Below are 15,057 nucleotides of genomic sequence, written 5' to 3'. Positions count from 1 at the left end.
CCGCCGGACCGCCCCGTTCAGATTATCCCGGCCTCGCGCAGTCGGTCGATCCGGTCGGCGGTGTAGCCGAGCGCCGCCAGGATGGCGTCGGTGTGCTGGCCGAGAGCCGGGACCGGGTCCATGCGGGCATCGCCGTCACCGGGAAATCCCGGCGGCAGCAGCGCCGGGATGGGACCCTGTTCCGACCCGACCTCCCGCCAGCGGTTGCGGGCGGCCAGCTGCGGGTGGTCCCAGACATCGGCCATGTCATTGACGCGGCCGTTGGCGATGCGGGCCTCCTCCAGCCGGGCGATCACCTGCTCGGCCGTCAGGGTGGAGAAGGTTTCGGCGATGATGCGGCCGAGGTCGTCGCGCGCCGCGTGGCGCCGGGAATTGCTGGAGAAGCGTTCGTCGGCGGCCAGCTCGGGCCGCCGCAGGACCAGCTCGCAGAAGGCTGTCCATTCCCGCTCGTTCTGCAATCCCAGCAGGACCGTGCGGCCGTCACCCGCCGGGAAGGGGCCATATGGATAGATGGTGGCATGGCTGGCGCCGGCCCGCGTCGGCGGAGGCGCGCCGTCATGGGCGTAGTAGAGCGGATAGCCCATCCACTCCACCAGCGACTCCAGCATGGAGATATCGATGTGCCGGCCCTGGCCTGTGTTCGCCCGGTGGAACAGGGCCGCCAGGATGCTGGAATAGGCGTACATCCCGGCGGCGATGTCCGCCACCGAGGCTCCCGCCTTGGACGGCGTCTCGGGAGTGCCGGTGACCGACAGGAACCCCGCCTCGCCCTGGATCAGCAGGTCGTAGGCCTTGCGGTCGCGATAGGGGCCATCGTTGCCATAGCCGGAGATGTCGCAGACTATGATGCCCGTCTTCTCCGCGGCCAGGGCCTCGTAGGACAGGCCGAGGCGGGACGCCGCGCCGGGGGCGAGGTTCTGGACCACGACGTCGGCCTGCTCCCGGATCAGGCGCTTCAGGATCTCCTGCGCTTCCGCGTCCTTGAGGTCGAGGGTCAGGCTTTCCTTGGAGCGGTTGGTCCAGACGAAGTGCGAGGCAAGCCCCTTGACCCGCTCGTCGTAGCCGCGGGCGAAATCCCCGACGCCCGGCCGCTCCACCTTGATCACCCGGGCGCCGAGGTCGGCGAGCTGGCGCGTCGCGAAGGGGGCGGCGATGGCGTGCTCCAGGGTGACGACGGTGATCCCGGCCAGCGGGCGGAGGAGGGAACCGGCGCTCATCGGATCACCGCCGTCGCTTCCATGGTGAGCCAGCCTTCGTGGTCCTTCGCCCAGAGACGGAAGGTCCTGCCGTCCGGTTCCGGCCTGCCGCACACGAAGAAGGGGTTGATGTCGAAGGTCGGCCGGACCGCGCGGAACTCGTACCGGGCGACCTCCGCGTCGGGGAGGCGGTGGCGAAGCTGGTCGAGCAGCAGGGTGGCGATCAGCGGCCCGTGGACGACCAGGCCGGGATAGCCTTCGGTCTCGGTGACGTAGCGGCGGTCGTAATGGATGCGGTGGCCGTTGAAGGTCAGCGCGGAGTAGCGGAACAGCAGGACGTCGTCGGGCCGCCACTCCCGCTCCCAGGCGGCATCGGATGGCGCCTCCCGGGGCGGCGTCGCGGCGTCGCCGGGCTTCGGCGCCTCGCGGTAGACGATGTCGTGGAATTCGGTGATCGCCGGATCGGAGGGAGCATCGGCGGAGCCGGCCGTGCCGATCTCGTGCCGCACCTTCACGAAGACCAGGGGACCGGTGCGGCCGGATTTCTCCGTCACGTCATGGATGGTGGAGACTCGTGTCACGTGGTCGCCGACCCGGACCGGCCGGTGGAACTCGAACTGGCTGCCGGCCCACATGCGCCGCGGCAGCGGCACCGGCGGCAGGAAGCCGCCCCGCCTGGCGTGCCCGTCGGAGCCGATCTCGGACTGGCGGTGCAGCGGCAGGAAATAGAGCCAGTGCCACAGGGCGGGCAGGGGAGTGCCGTCGGGCGGCCGGTCCGCCGGCCGGTCGAGCGTGGCGGACAGGGCGGCGTAGGGAGTCGCGGTCACGGTGTCTGACACCGTCTCGCTCCGGCCGATCCAGTCGCTGAAATCCATGTCGAAGTCCCCTTGATGCTTTCCGGAATAGATGCCGGCCGGTGCCCGGATCAGAACTCGTCCAGGTTCTCGTGCATTTCCTCGATCGAGGACAAGCGCTTTCGGCCTTCGGCGCCGGTCCTGGCGATCACCTGGTTCGCCAGCACGTGGCAGAGCGCCAGCACCGCGACATGGTTGTCCAGCGGCCCGTGCGAGCGGGTGTCGCAGCGCAGGAACCAGGTGGCCCCCGGATCCTCGGTCAATCCATGGTCGGCGACATAGGCGATGCGGGTGCCGACGCGCCGGGCGGCCGTGACGATCCGGCCGATTTCCGGCACGCGGCGGCGCAGGCCGAAAACGATCGCGATGTCGTCGGGCCCGAAGCCGGCCAGATACTCGCCCAGCGTCTCGCCGGCCGCCGGCAGCAACCGGACGCCGTCGCGCACCTGAATGAACTGCCAGCGCAGGTAGCCCGCAAGGAAATAGCTGTTGCGGAATCCCGCCAGCCAGACCTGCCGGGCCGATGCGACGGCGCCGGCGAGATCGTCGATCACGGCCGGGTCGATCTGCTGGAAGGTGCCGGCGATATTGTCCGCGCAGGTCTTCAGGTGTGCCTGGACGAAATCGGACCCGGAACCCGGCTGCGCCTGGTTCAGAAGGTAGAGCGGCGAGCCCCAGGATTTCGCCTCCCGCGCCAGCACGCGCAATTCCTCGTAGTTGCGGAAGCCCAGGCGCTGGACGAAGCGGCTGACCGCCGCGTTGGAGGAATTGGCGAGGCGCGCCAGCTCGGACGCGGAATAGCTGGCGATATCGCCGGGATATTCGAGCATCAGGTCGGCCAGCCGCCGGTCGGTCGGCGACAGGTCGCCGTAGCAGGAGCGGATCCGTGCGGACAGCGACTGGGGGGTGCTTTGGCCTTCCATCAAACGACGGTACCGGTATGAAAACTCATTTTCATTAGGAAGGCATTCGTTGACCTGAATTTCAAGGGCGTCGAGGATGCGCGTCGAACGGAACCAGTTGCAACCGACCCTGGAGGCCCGCCATGCGGATCAAGGTGATCAATCCCAACACGACGGCCGGCATGACGGCGAAGATCGGCGAGGCGGCGCGCGCCATCGCCGCGCCGGGAACGGAGATCGTCGCGGTCAACCCCGCCGCCGGCCCGGTATCGATCGAGGGCCACTACGACGAGGCCGTCAGCGTCCTGGGCGTCCTGGAGGAAGTCAGGAAAGGCGAGGCCGAAGGGTGCGACGGCTATGTCATCGCCTGCTTCGGGGACCCCGGCCTGCTGGCCGCCCGGGAGGTCGCGACCGGGCCGGTGGTCGGCATCGCCGAGGCCGCGATGCACGCGGCGAGCTTCATCTCGACCGGATTCTCCATCGTGACGACACTGACCCGGACCTGCGTGATCGCCGAGCATCTGGTCGAGCGCTACGGCATGCACCACGCCTGCCGCAAGGTGCGCGGCACCGACATCCCCGTGCTCGACCTGGAAGGCACCGGGGAGGGAGCCGGGGACGGCGGCGGCCCCGTGTTCCGCGCGATCGTCGCGGAGTGCCGCCGGGCGGCGGCCGAGGACCGCTGCGGGGCCATCGTCCTGGGCTGCGCCGGCATGGCCGACCTGGTGGCCAGGGTCCAGCGCGAGGTCGGCCTGCCGGTGATCGACGGCGTGGCCGCTGCGGTCGTCCAGGTCGAGGGCCTGGTCAGGCTCGGCCTGGGAACCAGCAAGCATGGCGACCTCGCCTGGCCGCTGCCCAAGACCTACACGGGAGAACTCGCCCGTTTCGCCCCGGCGGGGAAATAGTCGGCCGGACCGGTCCCTTCGATCAATCCGCCCTCGGTATGCGGACCTTGGCAAGGGTGTCGATCAGCCGCTCCATATGGTCGGACAGGGTCGCGATATAGGGTTTGCGGCTGATCGTGCGCTCTTCCATGTAGAGCGACCGGTTGATCTCGATCTGGAGCGCGTGGATTCCCATGCGCGGCCTGCCGTAATGCCGGGTGGTGAAGCCGCCGGCATAGGGGGTGTTGCGGTTGACCAGATAGCCTTGGGAGCGGAGTGCGCGTTCGGCGGTCTCGATCAGCAGCGGCGTGCAGGAACTGCCGTAGCAGTCGCCCAGGACGAAATCCACCTTGGACCGGCCCGACGCTCCGTCGGCCGGCACGCCGGTGGAGGGCATGGAGTGGCAGTCGACCAGCACGCAATAGCCGAAGCGCTGGCGCGTCTGGTCGATCAGGCGCTTCAACGCCGCATGGTAGGGGTGATAGAACCGGTTGACCCGGCACAGCGCCTCGGCGAAGCGCAGCTTGCCGCGGTAGATCTCCTCCCCGTTGGCGACCACTTTCGCGATGGTGCCGAGGCCGGCGGCGACCCGGGGCGAGCGGGTGTTGACATAGGCCGGCAGCGCGTCGGCGAACATGTCCGGGTCCAGTTCGAACGCTTCGCGGTTGGCGTCCAGGAAGGCCCGCGGGAACAGCGCCCGGATCAGCGGCGCCCCGAGCAGCGGGGCGGCCAGGAAGATCTCGTCGACGAAACTGTCCTCCGACTTGCGCAGCGCGAAGCCGTCCAGCTTGGAGGCCGCCAGGAATTCAGGCAGGTACAAGGCACCGCTGTGCGGCGAGGCCAGCACCAGCGGGAGCGTCTGGACTGGTGGCGCCAGGATTTCGAAAACCTGTGCCCGGTCCGCGTCGGCGTCGAAATGGCGATCCATGGTCAATCTTGTGTAGCCGAATCAGACGGTTCTGTCATCTGGTGATGGTGGCAGCCGGAGCGGGGACGGCCGGACTGTCCGGGGGGTGAAGCTTTTTGCGTTTTGATGAACGAGAGGGCTTGCGGGGCCGTCCGCGGTTTGCTAATCACCGCTCCACCGCAGCGGGGCACTGCCTCGCGGACAAAAGGATGGGCGCGTAGCTCAGCGGGAGAGCACTACGTTGACATCGTAGGGGTCACAGGTTCAATCCCTGTCGCGCCCACCATCTTGAAGGCCAGCAACCTTAATAGGTTAGCTGGCCTTCGCCATTTCTGGGCCAATAGCGGTTCTTCAACCGGGGAAGCATGGGGGAAGCAAAGTAGCGCCGATCGCTCTTTGGCACTGTGCAAGGTGGCCGGAAACATTTGCAACTTTATCGCAACTTGCTGATATCGGGCGGCAAGGCCCGGCACCGACTTGGGGAGGCCGCGTGATGAAGGACACTGACAGCCTTGCACCTTTGGTTGAGGCATTTGCTCGTGATCTTGAAATTGCCTGCCAACAATTCCAGCATGATCAAAAGGGTCATGGGAGATGGGGCGTTCTGACGGCGCTTGATGCATTCAATCGCCTTGGCACAGCTTTGACAGGCGATCGAGCAAGCGAGTTGATGGCTCCTATCAGGAGTGTGCTTCACGCGTTGCATGATGCCGAAAACGGCAAATCACTCGCGGTGTATGGGTCGGTGGAATAGTCGCCCAGCGCCCGCTTGTAGAGCGTTTGGGCAAACCTGATCTGGGCTGACACCAGCGCCTCAGTAAGCGCGTCACGGGACCGATGATCCACTTGGAGGAACCCGGCATTTCGCAGCAGGGAAGCAACGTCTGGGGCCAGAGCGGCAGCAGCGCGGCCATCTTCGGCGGCATCTTCCATGGCGGACAGGCCAGCGTCGACCTGGTCAGGGTCGCCGGGGTTGTCCTCGAACATGCCGACTTGATCGGCGTACCAGTGACCGGCCAGGGCGGCTATCTGCTTCTGGGTCAGGGAGACAGGGGAGCCGCCTAGTGCCGCCTGGGCAAGTTAGGCGTCCACCTTAAGGGCCACTTCGGGATACAGGCGTTTGGCTTCTCGGATGTCCTTGGTCCGCAGGCTCTCACGCCATTCGGACCTGCCGATTGCCTCCCGTAGGGCGACGGGGATCACCTTTCGAAAATAGTACACTCCGGCCTTGGGATGCTTGAACGGCTGAGGCATGATCTGGACCCCTTTGGATCACCAAGAGGTCGATAAGTCCAGCAATATCAGGGAGTTCAGGTGCCGCTTAGGATTTTCGCGGCGGTGGCGGAGGGAGCGTGACCCTCTGCCATGTTCGCCTCAGGACGTTGCGCTGCCTGGCTTTTTCGGTGACCGCTACACCCGGTGTCCCGAACTGGTACGCTTGAGCGCCGACAATAGCCTGGACACCGGAGAAGGATTACAGAATGGTTGGCATGGACTGTGGGCTTCCGACCTGAGGGATGGATGCCACCGTGCTCGGCCCGGTCAAGCACTGAGATAGACTTTGCTTCAGGTCCGGCTGACCGCGTCCTTGCCAACTGCCGCCGGACAGCGCTCGCAGGGCGACGAGTCCGGCGGGTGGTCGTGCCCGTCAGGTGGGTCCCGGCGATCAGCGCCTCGGCGTGTAAAAAGCCAAAATTCAACACCCCAGGAACTGACAGGATTTAGAAGGTCGGTGGCGTATTTACCCAGAGCACCCGGGTCATGCTGTTCCCAGGGTTGCGGTAGCCATGCTTCAGCTCGGAGCGGAAAGCGAAAGAGTCGCCAGCCGACAGGCTGTGAATTTGTCCGCCGATGGTCAACTCAAGCGCGCCTTCCAGGATGTAACCGACCTCCTCCCCATCGTGCTCGATCTCGCCGTCGCTGCCGCTGCCCGGGTCGATGATATGGATGTTCGCTTGGAGCATGTGGCCCTCCGCATAGGGTATCAACCGTTCCAGGCGGATGCCGGGGGCGTTGCGGAGCGGATCGGTGGTGATGACGGGGCGCTCGCCGGCCCGGGCCACCGGGCCGGCGGAATCGCCGGCATCGGCGAACAGGTAGGCGACATTGGTTTCCAGTGCCATCACCAGCTTGTGAAGCATGACGAAGGACGGCTTCGCCTTGTCGTGCTCCAGCTTCGAGATCAGGCTTTCCGAACAACCGACCCGCCGCGCCACGTCGCTCATCCGCAGGCCCCTGACGAGACGGGCATGGCGCAACTTGACTCCGATCCGGATGTCGGGAGCCGGAATGTCCGGCGTTGCCATGCCCGCTTGGTGATCGCGTGTCGCACTGGTCAAGGTCATATCGCCTTCAGCAACGGAAGCCGCGTCTTTTCTACACCGTCTCCGTCTGGAACGCTGAGAGGTTTCGACACGGGCCGGCATGCGTTCAAGCGTCGTACACGGCGAAATGCGCGTCGGTCGGCGAGCAGGCGGTGCCGTTGATCGGCAGGATGTCCTGCGGGCAGGCCGAGAACGCGATCACCAGGTCCATCTCGGCGCGCAGCACCACGTAACCGCCCTTCACCGGAGCCGGCGGCGCCTCGAACGACAGGGTGTTGTCGGAGGCCACGGGAATGTTCATGAACAGGTTCAGCGGGCTCGGCGTCTCCGGCGGGGTCAGGCCCAGTTCGGCCAAGCCCGACGCGAGGTTGTCCGTGCAGTTGTCGTGGTGGCCCTCGCAGCCCAGCATCTCGTAACGGTAGCGGTCGCAGGCGGCGATCAGCATGTCGTGGATGCCGCCGGAGGTATCCTCCACCAGGGTCAGGATCGGGCGCCGCCGGTTGGTCAGCAGCGCGTCGCCGGCCTTGGGGATGATCTTCAGCATATGGGCGCGGGTATGCTCGTTCGACATGAACTCCGACATGTCGTCGCGCCGGAACGCCCAGGTGTCGACGACCTGCTCGCCATGGGTGTTGACGACCTTGACCAGCTGCCCCTTGGCGACGAAGGCGGCCTTGCCCTTGCGGGCGGGAATGGTCACGAGCTGTTCAGCGGACATGGATCTGGTTTCCTTCCTGATGTGGATGTCGGGCGGCATCCGACGTGAGCGTGGTGAATCCCGCGTTGCGCTGTCTCCAGGTCTCCAGGAACTGGTGCAGCCGGGGGTGGGAGGGAGCTCCGAACAGAGACCGGGGCGGCCCCTGCTCGACGATGCGGCCGGCGTCCATGAACACGACCCGGTCGGCCACCTCGGCGGCGAAGCCCATCTCGTGGGTCACGACCACCATGGTCATGCCCTCCGCCGCGAGGCCGCGCATCACCTGGAGCACCTCGCCGACCAACTCCGGGTCGAGCGCCGAGGTCGGCTCGTCGAACAGCATGACGGAGGGGTGCATCGCCAGCGCGCGGGCGATCGCGACGCGCTGCTGCTGCCCGCCGGACAGGCGGGCGGGATACTGCCCGGCCTTGTCGGACAGGCCGACCTTGGCCAGCATCTCCGCCCCCAGCGCGTCGGCCGTGGGCTTCGGCATCTGCTTGACCAGGCGCAGCGCGGCGGTGACGTTCCCCAGAGCCGTCATGTGGGGCCACAGGTTGAAGTGCTGGAACACCATGCCGACGCCGCGCCGGGTCTCGTCCACGACCACGTCGCGGTCGCGCACCCGCTTCCCCCCGGCGTCCCGCGAATAGCCCAGCAGCCGCCCGTTGATGACGACCTCGCCGCCGTCATACTCCTCCAGGAAATTCATGCAGCGGAGCAGCGTGCTCTTGCCCGATCCGGACGGGCCGATGATGCAGATCACCTCGGAACGGTGGACGTCCAGGTCGATCCCGTCGATCACGGTATGGCCGCCGAAGCTCTTGCGCACGCCGCGCAGGCTGAGCACGGCGGCGCCCTGGGACTTGGTCATGGGGGCGGGCCCTTGGTGGTTGTCAGGTGTCGGCCGGTGGCGTGCTCCAGCCACCGGCCGCCGCGGGCCGTCGTCTCGACCAGCAGCCAGTAGAGCAGCGCCAGCAGCAGGTAGGGTTCCGCGAAACTGAAGGTCTCGGAGACCACCCGGGTGGCGACGGTGGTCAGTTCCGGCACGGTGATCACGGACAGGACCGCGGATTCCTTGATCAGGATGATGCACTGGTTGACCGAGGGCGGGATGATCAGTGCCGCCATCTGCGGCAGTTCCACGTTGCGCAGGATCTGCCCCCGGTCGAACCCCAGCATCCGGGCGGCCTCGATCTGGCCGCGCGGCACGGCCTCGAAGCCGGCCCGGAAGATCTCGGCGAAATAGGCGCTCCCATAGACGCTCAGCCCGATCAGCGCGGTCGTCGTGGCGGACAGCCGCAGGCCCAGGCCGGGGCCGCCGTAATACAGCAGGAACACCTGGATCAGGAACGGCGTGCCGCGCAGCATCCCGACATAGCCGTCATAGAACCAGCGGGCCGGCGCGAAGGGCAGGCGGCGCACCAGGAATAACGCCAGACCCAGCGCCACGGCGGCGCAGAGGGAGACGCCGCAGATCCACGCCGTGGTCAGGAAGCCGTCGAGGAACCGTTCCGCGTAGCGCAGGGTAACGGACTGGTCGGGCATGGGCATCACCGGGACAGGCTGAGCCGCCGGCCGGCGTGGCGTCCGGCATAGGCGACAAGGGAGACCAGCAGCAGGTACATCAGCGCCGTCGCCGCGTAGGCTTCCAGCGGGTGGTACGTGGCGGCGGCGACCTGCCGGCCGCGTCGCAGCAGCTCGGACACGGCGATGACCGACACCAGGGACGAGCTTTTCAGGATGTCGATCGCCTCGTTGGTCAGGGCCGGAAGCATGACGCGCAGCATCTGCGGCACCAGTACCCGGCGGCGGACCTGGCCGTGGGTGAAACCCAGCATCCGCGCCGCCTCGACCTGTCCGCGCGGGATCGCGTGCAATCCGCCGCGGAAGATCTCCGCCTGGAACGCCGTGGTGTTCATGGTCAGCACCGCGACCGCCGTCAGGTAGGCCGGCAGCTCGATCCCGTAGGCCGGCGGGATGTAGAAGAAGACCAGGAGCTGCACCAGCAGCGGCGTGCCCCGGAAGAAGCTGATATAGACCGCGGCCGCGGTCGCCGGCACCCGTCCCCGGCTCTGCCGCAGGAAGCACAGGGCCAGCCCGCAGGGGATGCCGAGCAGGATCGCCAGGATCGACACCGCGAAGGTGATTCCGGCGCCCTCGATCAGGGTCGGCAGGTACGGGACGATGATGGCGGGATCGAACATCAGGGATTCCCCGGGTGCGCGCGGCGCCTGATCACATCGTCGGCTCGGGCACCGCGTCGGCCGGCACCTCCATGGTGAAGCCGAACCATTTCATCTGAAGCTCCGCCATCTTGCCGGAAGCGTTGGCCTTGGCGATGCCGTCGCTGAACAGCTTCACCAGGGAGGCGCTGGCCGGGTCCTTGCGGCCGGCCCAGGCATAATAGGTCTTGGGGCCGATGGTCGGTCCGACGATCTCGAACATGTCGCCGCGTGCCTTGACCAGCGGGGCCAGGTTGGACAGCGCCTGCGACACGGCGTCGATCCGGCCGGCGGCGAGGTCGGTATAGGCCTCGTCGAAGCTGACATACTCGGTGATCCCGTCCACTCCCGAGCCGGTGCCGCGCAGCTTCTCGTCGAAGGCCTGGAGCGCCTTCAGCTGGGCTGACGCGGTCTGGGAGCCCACGGCCTTGCCGGCGATGTCCTCCGGCCTAGTAATCGAGGCGTCGCCCTTGCGCTTGACCAGGGCGACAGTGGCCTCGGCGATCGGCACGGTGAAGGCGTACTGCTCGGCCCGCTCCCTGGTCACGGTCACGGAGGTGACCACGAAGTCGAACTTGCCGGCGCTGAGGCCCGGCAGGATCGCCGGCCACGGCACGTCCAGCTGGTTCAGCCTGACGCCCGGCAGGTCGGCCGCGACCAGTTGCAGGAGGTCGCTGGCGTACCCGACGATCTTGCCGTCCTCCAGGTACTCGAACGGCGGAAACTGCGCCTCGGTCCCGATGACGATCTCCTTCTTCTTGCGGATGTCGTCGAGCTGGTCGGCGAAGGCGGGGGAGGAAGCGGCACCGGCGGCGGCGAACACCACGGCCGCGGTCTTGATCAGGCGGGCGAATTGGGAAAGGGGCAAGGCACTCTCCTGTGCGGGATAGGGCATGACGCCTGGACCGGCGCTCAGGGTATCTTCAGCAACTTGCATGCCATTCAAGTCACTTGAATGAGGATCCCGGTGCATTCACGCCCGTCGGTCCTTCCCGGCGACAAGCGAAGGCAGGAGTCGACAGGCGGCATGCGTTTCGATGCTTAATCGTTAGGCGAGGCTTTTATGGCTGCACGGCTTTTAGGCTTATGCTCTCCGCCATCACGCAGAGCAGTTCGAACATCAGGGTCGCGGCAGTCAGCGCCGTGGCGCCCGAGGGGTCGAAGGGCGGCGATACCTCGACCAAGTCGGTCCCGACGATGTCCAGCCCGCGCAGCAGCCGGATCATGGTCTGGGCCTCGCGCGACGTGATGCCGCCGATCTCCGGGGTACCGGTGCCAGGCGCTATGGACGGGTCGAGGATGTCGATGTCGAATGACACGTATGTCGGCCGGTCGCCGACGATCGCCCGCGCCTCCGCCATGACCTCCTTCGGGCCGCGCTCGTCGAACTCCTCGATGAAGATCAGGCGGATGCCGTTGGCCTTGGCGAAGTCGTAGTTGGCCGCGTCCGAGATTGCCCCGCGCAGGCCGATCTGAACCATGCGCTTCGGGTCGAGCAGCCCTTCCTCCACCGCGCGCCGGAACGGCGTGCCGTGGTTGTAGCGGTTGCCGAAGAAGCTGTCGTAGGTGTCGGAATGGGCATCGAAATGGATCAGCCCGACCGGACCTTGGTCGATCAGCCCGCGCAGTACCGGCAGCGTGATCAAGTGGTCGCCGCCGACCGTCAGCGGCACGGCGCCCGCCCGGCGCACCCCGGCGTAGTAGCCGGAGATCAGGTCGATGCTCTCCATCAGGTCGAGCGGGTTGACCGGCGCGTCGCCGCAGTCCCCGACGCGCACCAGGTCGAACGGGCAGATGCCGGTCGCATGATGGACCCGGCGGACCAGGCTGGACTGGTTGCGCACCTCGCGCGGGCCGTGGCGCGGACCCGGCCGGTTCGTCGTGCCGCCGTCGAACGGGACGCCGACCAGGGCCACGTCCACCTCCTCCGGCGAGGCCACGGGCAGCCGCATGAAGGTCGGCAGCCCGGCGAACCGGGGCACGGCGGCGGAATCGAGGGGCTGGAACCGCTTGTCGCTCATTGTCTGCTCAAACTCCGAATTCGGCGCGGACGGCCCGGGTAATCCGCTCGACATGGTCGTCCATCAGGAGTTGCCCCTTCTCGGCCGAGGATCCCTGCGCGCGGGCCAGGACGCCGGAGGCCGGGACGAACCCTTCCGGCACGGGATGGCGGTCGTATGTGGGGAACTTGGCCGGCCCGTCGGACGGCACCTTGTCCATGTCGACCAAGTCGGGCCGCAGCAGCAGCATCAGCGATGTCTCCAGCAGGCTGGCATGCTCCAGCTCGGTGCCGGGGAAACCCTCGGGGAAGAGCCGGTCCAGCGTGTCGCGGCCGACGAAGTCCCAGTATTCCAGCCGCATCACCTGCATGTCGGGAATCCCGTCGCGGCGAAGCTCGCGCAGGCCCAGGTCGACGCCCTCGACCGCCGGCCAGCAGTTCTCGAAATGCCCGTTCACCACCACAAGCCGGCGCACGCCGTCGGTGCCCAGGCTCCTGATCACGTCGCGCACGACCAGCGAGAAGGTGTTGGCATCCAGGCTGGTGGTGCCGGGGAACGCCTCGCCGCCGCCAGAGCGGGGCTGCGACTTGTAGCCATAGGGGATCGTCGGGGCCACGATGCCGCCGACGTTGCGAGCCACCCGTTCGCACACGGCGGTGGGCAGCACCACGTCCACGTTCATCGCCATGTGGGGGCCGTGCTGCTCGGTGGTGCCCAGGGGCAGGAAGACGGTGACGCCCTCCGCCACCTTGGCGGCGAACTCCGGCCAGGTCAGCTCGGCCATGAAGACGCTTTCGACCATAGGTTCAATCCTTTCAGTGCATCGCCGCGCCGCCGTCGACGCTGATGCATTGTCCCGTGATGAAGCTGGCGGCAGGGGACGCCAGGAAGAGGATCGCGGCGGCGACCTCCTCCGGGCGGCCGATGCGGCCCAGGGGGTTGGCGCTCTCCAGCGCCTTCTGGGCGTCGGTCATGCGCTCGAAGCCCAGCAGCGGCGTGTCGATCGGGCCGGGGGCCACGGCGTTGACCAGGATTCCGGGGGCCAGCTCCCGCGCCCAGGACCGGGTCAGCGACAGCATCGCCCCCTTGGTGGCGCAGTAGCCCGAAGCGCCCTGGCGGCCGAGATACGCGAGCTCCGACGCGATGTTGACGATGCGGGCACCCGGCTCCATGGCCTTCAGGGCTTCCCGCGCCACCAGGATCGGGCCGCGCAGGTTGACCGCGTACATGCGGTCCATGTCGGCGATGTCGATCGCGCGGAGCGGCGCCTCGATCTCGATACCGGCGCAGTTCACCAGCAGGTCGAGGCCGCCCAGCCGCCCGGCGGCCAGAGCCACCGCCTCGATCACCTGACCCTCGTCGGTCACGTCGGCGACCACCCGGCCGGCGTCGTCCGCCGGGGCTGGCGCGCGGTCCAGCCCGACCACATGGGCACCAGCGCCCCGCAGGGCCTCGCAAGCGGCAAGGCCGATCCCGCTCGCGGCCCCTGTCACCAGCGTCCTGAGTCCGTTCAATCCTGTCACCACGGCACTTCCCCCCGGTCGGCTCCGAGACTCTGGCCGGTGACGTTGGCCGCGAGGTCGGAGGCAAGGAACAGATAAGGACCCGCCATGTCCGACGGCTCCATGAGGCCGGGCAACGCCTGCCCGGCGATGATGTCGTCCAGCAGCTCGACTTCCCCCCGGCCCGCCCGCTCCGCCATCCGGCCGAGCGAGCGCATGGAGGCCTCCGTCCGCACCCAGCCGGGGCACACCGCGTTGACCCGGATTCCGGCGGGGCCGAGCTCCTTGGCCCAGGTCTTGGTCAGCCCGATCACAGCGTGCTTCGACGCGACATAAGCGGAGAACAGCGGCTCCGCGACGCGGCCCCAGACCGAGGCCGTGTTGACGATGGCGCCGCCCGCGCGCATGCCGGGGACCACCGCCCGGGTCACCAGGAAGGTACCCAGGATGTTGATCTCGATGATGCGCCGGAAGGCCGCCTCGTTCTCCGTGCCGGCGTCGTCCAGCGGGGTCATGAGCTCCAGGCCGGCATTGTTGACCAGCACGTCCACGGCGCCGATGCGGGCCGCCATGGCGGCCACCTCGTCGCCGCGCGTCACGTCGGCCCGATGCGCGGTGGCGCCCAGCGCCTCCGCCGCGGCGTGGATCGCGTCGTTCTCCGCCGCCACGTGCAGGTCGGCCCCGGCGGCGGCGAAGGCCCGGGCGACGCCGAAGCCGATGCCCCGGCTGGCGCCGGTGACCAGCACAGTGCGGTTGTCGAAGCGGGGCAGGGTCATTCCTCGTCTCCCGCGGCTTCGCGCAGCAGTTTCAGGACTTCGCCGCGCAGCCGGAAGAATTCGGGGCTGTCGCGCAGTTCCAGCGGGCGGTCGGGACCGAGGCGCCCGGTGATGTCGATGTCCGCCATGACCCGCGCGGGCCGCTTGGAGAACACGATGACCCGGTCGGCCAGGAACACCGCCTCCTCGACGTCGTGGGTCACGAAGACGATGGTCTTGGCGTCGCGCCGCTGGATGCTCCGCAGCTCGACCTGGAGCCGTTCCCGGCGCTGCGCGTCCAGGGCACCGAACGGCTCGTCCATCAGCATCACGTCCGACCCCGCCGCCAGCGTGCGGGCGATCGCCACCCGCTGGCGCATGCCGCCGGACACCTTGTTCGGATAGGCGTCGGAGAACTCGTAGAGCCCGACCAGTTCCAGGTAGTGGTCCCGGCGGGCGAGCTTCTGCCGCTCCGTCAGGTCCCGGCGATAGCGCATGCCGAAATGGACGTTCTCGGCGACGGTCAGCCAGGGGAAGGACGAGTAGGACTGGAAGACCATGCCGCGCCGGTGGTCGGGTCCGCCGACCGGCGCCCCTTCCAGGCGGATCGTCCCGGTGGACGGCGTGTCCAGCCCGCCGATCATGCGCATCAGCGTGGTCTTGCCGCAGCCGGACGGACCGAGGAAGACGACGAACTCGTTGCGGGCGATGGTGGTCTCGAAGGGCTGTGCGACCACGTCGAGGTCGCCGAACCGCTTGGTGACGCCCTCGAAGGCGAGATAGGGGGCGAGGTGAGGCTGGGTCATGGTGGGGC

19 protein-coding genes and 1 tRNA gene are annotated in these 15,057 nt (G+C 67.8%); 4 read left to right on the top strand and 16 right to left on the bottom strand.

From position 1 onward, the window contains the following. Window positions 1–17: 17 nt before the first annotated feature. From JL100_RS22565 to JL100_RS22555, 3 genes are read right to left on the bottom strand one after another with little or no spacing between them, the layout of a single operon-like run. Window positions 18–1,217: a CaiB/BaiF CoA transferase family protein gene (locus JL100_RS22565; RefSeq protein ID WP_202682283.1), complete on the bottom strand. Its 1,200-nt coding sequence runs from the start codon at window positions 1,215–1,217 to the stop codon at window positions 18–20. After that, entirely contained in the window at window positions 1,214–2,071 is an 858-nt protein-coding gene (locus JL100_RS22560; RefSeq protein ID WP_202682284.1) for an FAS1-like dehydratase domain-containing protein, read from the bottom strand. The genes JL100_RS22565 and JL100_RS22560 overlap by 4 nt, the downstream gene beginning before the upstream one ends. A gap of 50 nt (window positions 2,072–2,121) precedes the next feature. Further along, the gene (locus tag JL100_RS22555) at window positions 2,122–2,973 is read right to left on the bottom strand and encodes a MurR/RpiR family transcriptional regulator (RefSeq protein ID WP_202682285.1); all 852 of its coding nucleotides are present in this window, start codon (window positions 2,971–2,973) and stop codon (window positions 2,122–2,124) included. 122 nt (window positions 2,974–3,095) lie between these two features. On the opposite strand from JL100_RS22555, the gene JL100_RS22550 reads away from it, so the two are divergent. Beyond that, window positions 3,096–3,857 carry an aspartate/glutamate racemase family protein gene (locus tag JL100_RS22550; protein ID WP_202682286.1) on the top strand — a complete coding sequence of 254 codons (762 nt, stop codon included), beginning with the start codon at window positions 3,096–3,098 and terminating at the stop codon, window positions 3,855–3,857. A gap of 22 nt (window positions 3,858–3,879) precedes the next feature. On the opposite strand, the gene JL100_RS22545 is transcribed toward JL100_RS22550, so the two are convergent. Beyond that, entirely contained in the window at window positions 3,880–4,764 is an 885-nt protein-coding gene (locus JL100_RS22545) for an N-formylglutamate amidohydrolase (protein ID WP_202682287.1), read from the bottom strand. Window positions 4,765–4,954: 190 nt separating this feature from the next. Here JL100_RS22545 and JL100_RS22540 point away from each other — a divergent pair. From JL100_RS22540 to JL100_RS22530, 3 genes are all read left to right on the top strand, one after another. Continuing rightward, window positions 4,955–5,029 (top strand) — tRNA-Val (locus tag JL100_RS22540). Window positions 5,030–5,236: 207 nt separating this feature from the next. Further along, a complete protein-coding gene (locus JL100_RS22535) occupies window positions 5,237–5,497 on the top strand; it encodes a hypothetical protein (RefSeq protein ID WP_202682288.1) in 261 nt (86 codons plus the stop codon). Window positions 5,498–5,580: 83 nt separating this feature from the next. Then, window positions 5,581–5,808 (top strand): hypothetical protein, encoded by a 228-nt coding sequence (locus JL100_RS22530; protein ID WP_202682289.1) that lies wholly within the window; start codon window positions 5,581–5,583, stop codon window positions 5,806–5,808. A 15-nt stretch (window positions 5,809–5,823) separates the two neighbouring features. Here the strand turns inward: JL100_RS22530 and JL100_RS36880 are convergent, their stop codons facing one another. From JL100_RS36880 to JL100_RS22475, 12 genes are all read right to left on the bottom strand, one after another. Then, window positions 5,824–5,997: a DUF6538 domain-containing protein gene (locus tag JL100_RS36880; RefSeq protein ID WP_407696890.1), complete on the bottom strand. Its 174-nt coding sequence runs from the start codon at window positions 5,995–5,997 to the stop codon at window positions 5,824–5,826. Between the two features lie 467 nt (window positions 5,998–6,464). After that, window positions 6,465–7,088: a cupin domain-containing protein gene (locus JL100_RS22525; protein WP_228420843.1), complete on the bottom strand. Its 624-nt coding sequence runs from the start codon at window positions 7,086–7,088 to the stop codon at window positions 6,465–6,467. 85 nt (window positions 7,089–7,173) lie between these two features. Continuing rightward, window positions 7,174–7,785 carry a DUF1989 domain-containing protein gene (locus JL100_RS22520; RefSeq protein ID WP_202682291.1) on the bottom strand — a complete coding sequence of 204 codons (612 nt, stop codon included), beginning with the start codon at window positions 7,783–7,785 and terminating at the stop codon, window positions 7,174–7,176. After that, window positions 7,775–8,635 carry an amino acid ABC transporter ATP-binding protein gene (locus JL100_RS22515; RefSeq protein WP_211113115.1) on the bottom strand — a complete coding sequence of 287 codons (861 nt, stop codon included), beginning with the start codon at window positions 8,633–8,635 and terminating at the stop codon, window positions 7,775–7,777. Before JL100_RS22515 ends, JL100_RS22520 begins: the two co-directional genes overlap by 11 nt. Further along, window positions 8,632–9,309 carry an amino acid ABC transporter permease gene (locus tag JL100_RS22510; RefSeq protein ID WP_202682292.1) on the bottom strand — a complete coding sequence of 226 codons (678 nt, stop codon included), beginning with the start codon at window positions 9,307–9,309 and terminating at the stop codon, window positions 8,632–8,634. The genes JL100_RS22515 and JL100_RS22510 overlap by 4 nt, the downstream gene beginning before the upstream one ends. Window positions 9,310–9,314: 5 nt before the next feature. Then, window positions 9,315–9,968 (bottom strand): amino acid ABC transporter permease, encoded by a 654-nt coding sequence (locus tag JL100_RS22505; protein WP_202682293.1) that lies wholly within the window; start codon window positions 9,966–9,968, stop codon window positions 9,315–9,317. Between the two features lie 31 nt (window positions 9,969–9,999). Next, complete coding sequence (locus tag JL100_RS22500) at window positions 10,000–10,854, bottom strand: transporter substrate-binding domain-containing protein (RefSeq protein ID WP_202682294.1); 855 nt, start codon at window positions 10,852–10,854, stop codon at window positions 10,000–10,002. Between the two features lie 193 nt (window positions 10,855–11,047). Further along, window positions 11,048–12,007, bottom strand: coding sequence for an agmatinase (speB, locus tag JL100_RS22495; RefSeq protein ID WP_202682295.1), 960 nt, complete (start codon window positions 12,005–12,007; stop codon window positions 11,048–11,050). 7 nt (window positions 12,008–12,014) lie between these two features. Beyond that, window positions 12,015–12,788, bottom strand: a complete 774-nt coding sequence (locus tag JL100_RS22490; protein ID WP_202682296.1) for a creatininase — start codon at window positions 12,786–12,788, stop codon at window positions 12,015–12,017. A gap of 13 nt (window positions 12,789–12,801) precedes the next feature. Beyond that, window positions 12,802–13,500 carry an SDR family NAD(P)-dependent oxidoreductase gene (locus JL100_RS22485; RefSeq protein ID WP_211113117.1) on the bottom strand — a complete coding sequence of 233 codons (699 nt, stop codon included), beginning with the start codon at window positions 13,498–13,500 and terminating at the stop codon, window positions 12,802–12,804. Between the two features lie 5 nt (window positions 13,501–13,505). Further along, the gene (locus JL100_RS22480; protein ID WP_202682298.1) at window positions 13,506–14,264 is read right to left on the bottom strand and encodes an SDR family NAD(P)-dependent oxidoreductase; all 759 of its coding nucleotides are present in this window, start codon (window positions 14,262–14,264) and stop codon (window positions 13,506–13,508) included. Continuing rightward, window positions 14,261–15,049 carry an ABC transporter ATP-binding protein gene (locus JL100_RS22475; protein ID WP_202682299.1) on the bottom strand — a complete coding sequence of 263 codons (789 nt, stop codon included), beginning with the start codon at window positions 15,047–15,049 and terminating at the stop codon, window positions 14,261–14,263. The genes JL100_RS22480 and JL100_RS22475 overlap by 4 nt, the downstream gene beginning before the upstream one ends. Between the last annotated feature and the right edge of the window lie 8 nt (window positions 15,050–15,057).

The organism is Skermanella mucosa (assembly GCF_016765655.2).
In the GTDB taxonomy this organism is placed as follows: Bacteria; Pseudomonadota; Alphaproteobacteria; order Azospirillales; family Azospirillaceae; genus Skermanella; species Skermanella mucosa.
The sequence above is the reverse complement of the archived record's forward strand: the minus strand, read 5'-3'. Positions and strand labels throughout refer to the sequence as shown.

Bases quoted from the DNA above. Each gene is read 5' to 3' on its own strand.
- JL100_RS22565 (WP_202682283.1), bottom strand. From the start codon at position 1,217: ATGAGCGCCGGTTCCCTCCTCCGCCCGCTGGCCGGGATCACCGTCGTC.
- JL100_RS22560 (WP_202682284.1), bottom strand. From the start codon at position 2,071: ATGGATTTCAGCGACTGGATCGGCCGGAGCGAGACGGTGTCAGACACC.
- JL100_RS22555 (WP_202682285.1), bottom strand. From the start codon at position 2,973: ATGGAAGGCCAAAGCACCCCCCAGTCGCTGTCCGCACGGATCCGCTCC.
- JL100_RS22550 (WP_202682286.1), top strand. From the start codon at position 3,096: ATGCGGATCAAGGTGATCAATCCCAACACGACGGCCGGCATGACGGCG.
- JL100_RS22545 (WP_202682287.1), bottom strand. From the start codon at position 4,764: ATGGATCGCCATTTCGACGCCGACGCGGACCGGGCACAGGTTTTCGAA.
- JL100_RS22535 (WP_202682288.1), top strand. From the start codon at position 5,237: ATGAAGGACACTGACAGCCTTGCACCTTTGGTTGAGGCATTTGCTCGT.
- JL100_RS22530 (WP_202682289.1), top strand. From the start codon at position 5,581: ATGATCCACTTGGAGGAACCCGGCATTTCGCAGCAGGGAAGCAACGTC.
- JL100_RS36880 (WP_407696890.1), bottom strand. From the start codon at position 5,997: ATGCCTCAGCCGTTCAAGCATCCCAAGGCCGGAGTGTACTATTTTCGA.
- JL100_RS22525 (WP_228420843.1), bottom strand. From the start codon at position 7,088: ATGACCTTGACCAGTGCGACACGCGATCACCAAGCGGGCATGGCAACG.
- JL100_RS22520 (WP_202682291.1), bottom strand. From the start codon at position 7,785: ATGTCCGCTGAACAGCTCGTGACCATTCCCGCCCGCAAGGGCAAGGCC.
- JL100_RS22515 (WP_211113115.1), bottom strand. From the start codon at position 8,635: ATGACCAAGTCCCAGGGCGCCGCCGTGCTCAGCCTGCGCGGCGTGCGC.
- JL100_RS22510 (WP_202682292.1), bottom strand. From the start codon at position 9,309: ATGCCCGACCAGTCCGTTACCCTGCGCTACGCGGAACGGTTCCTCGAC.
- JL100_RS22505 (WP_202682293.1), bottom strand. From the start codon at position 9,968: ATGTTCGATCCCGCCATCATCGTCCCGTACCTGCCGACCCTGATCGAG.
- speB (WP_202682295.1), bottom strand. From the start codon at position 12,007: ATGAGCGACAAGCGGTTCCAGCCCCTCGATTCCGCCGCCGTGCCCCGG.
- JL100_RS22490 (WP_202682296.1), bottom strand. From the start codon at position 12,788: ATGGTCGAAAGCGTCTTCATGGCCGAGCTGACCTGGCCGGAGTTCGCC.
- JL100_RS22480 (WP_202682298.1), bottom strand. From the start codon at position 14,264: ATGACCCTGCCCCGCTTCGACAACCGCACTGTGCTGGTCACCGGCGCC.
- JL100_RS22475 (WP_202682299.1), bottom strand. From the start codon at position 15,049: ATGACCCAGCCTCACCTCGCCCCCTATCTCGCCTTCGAGGGCGTCACC.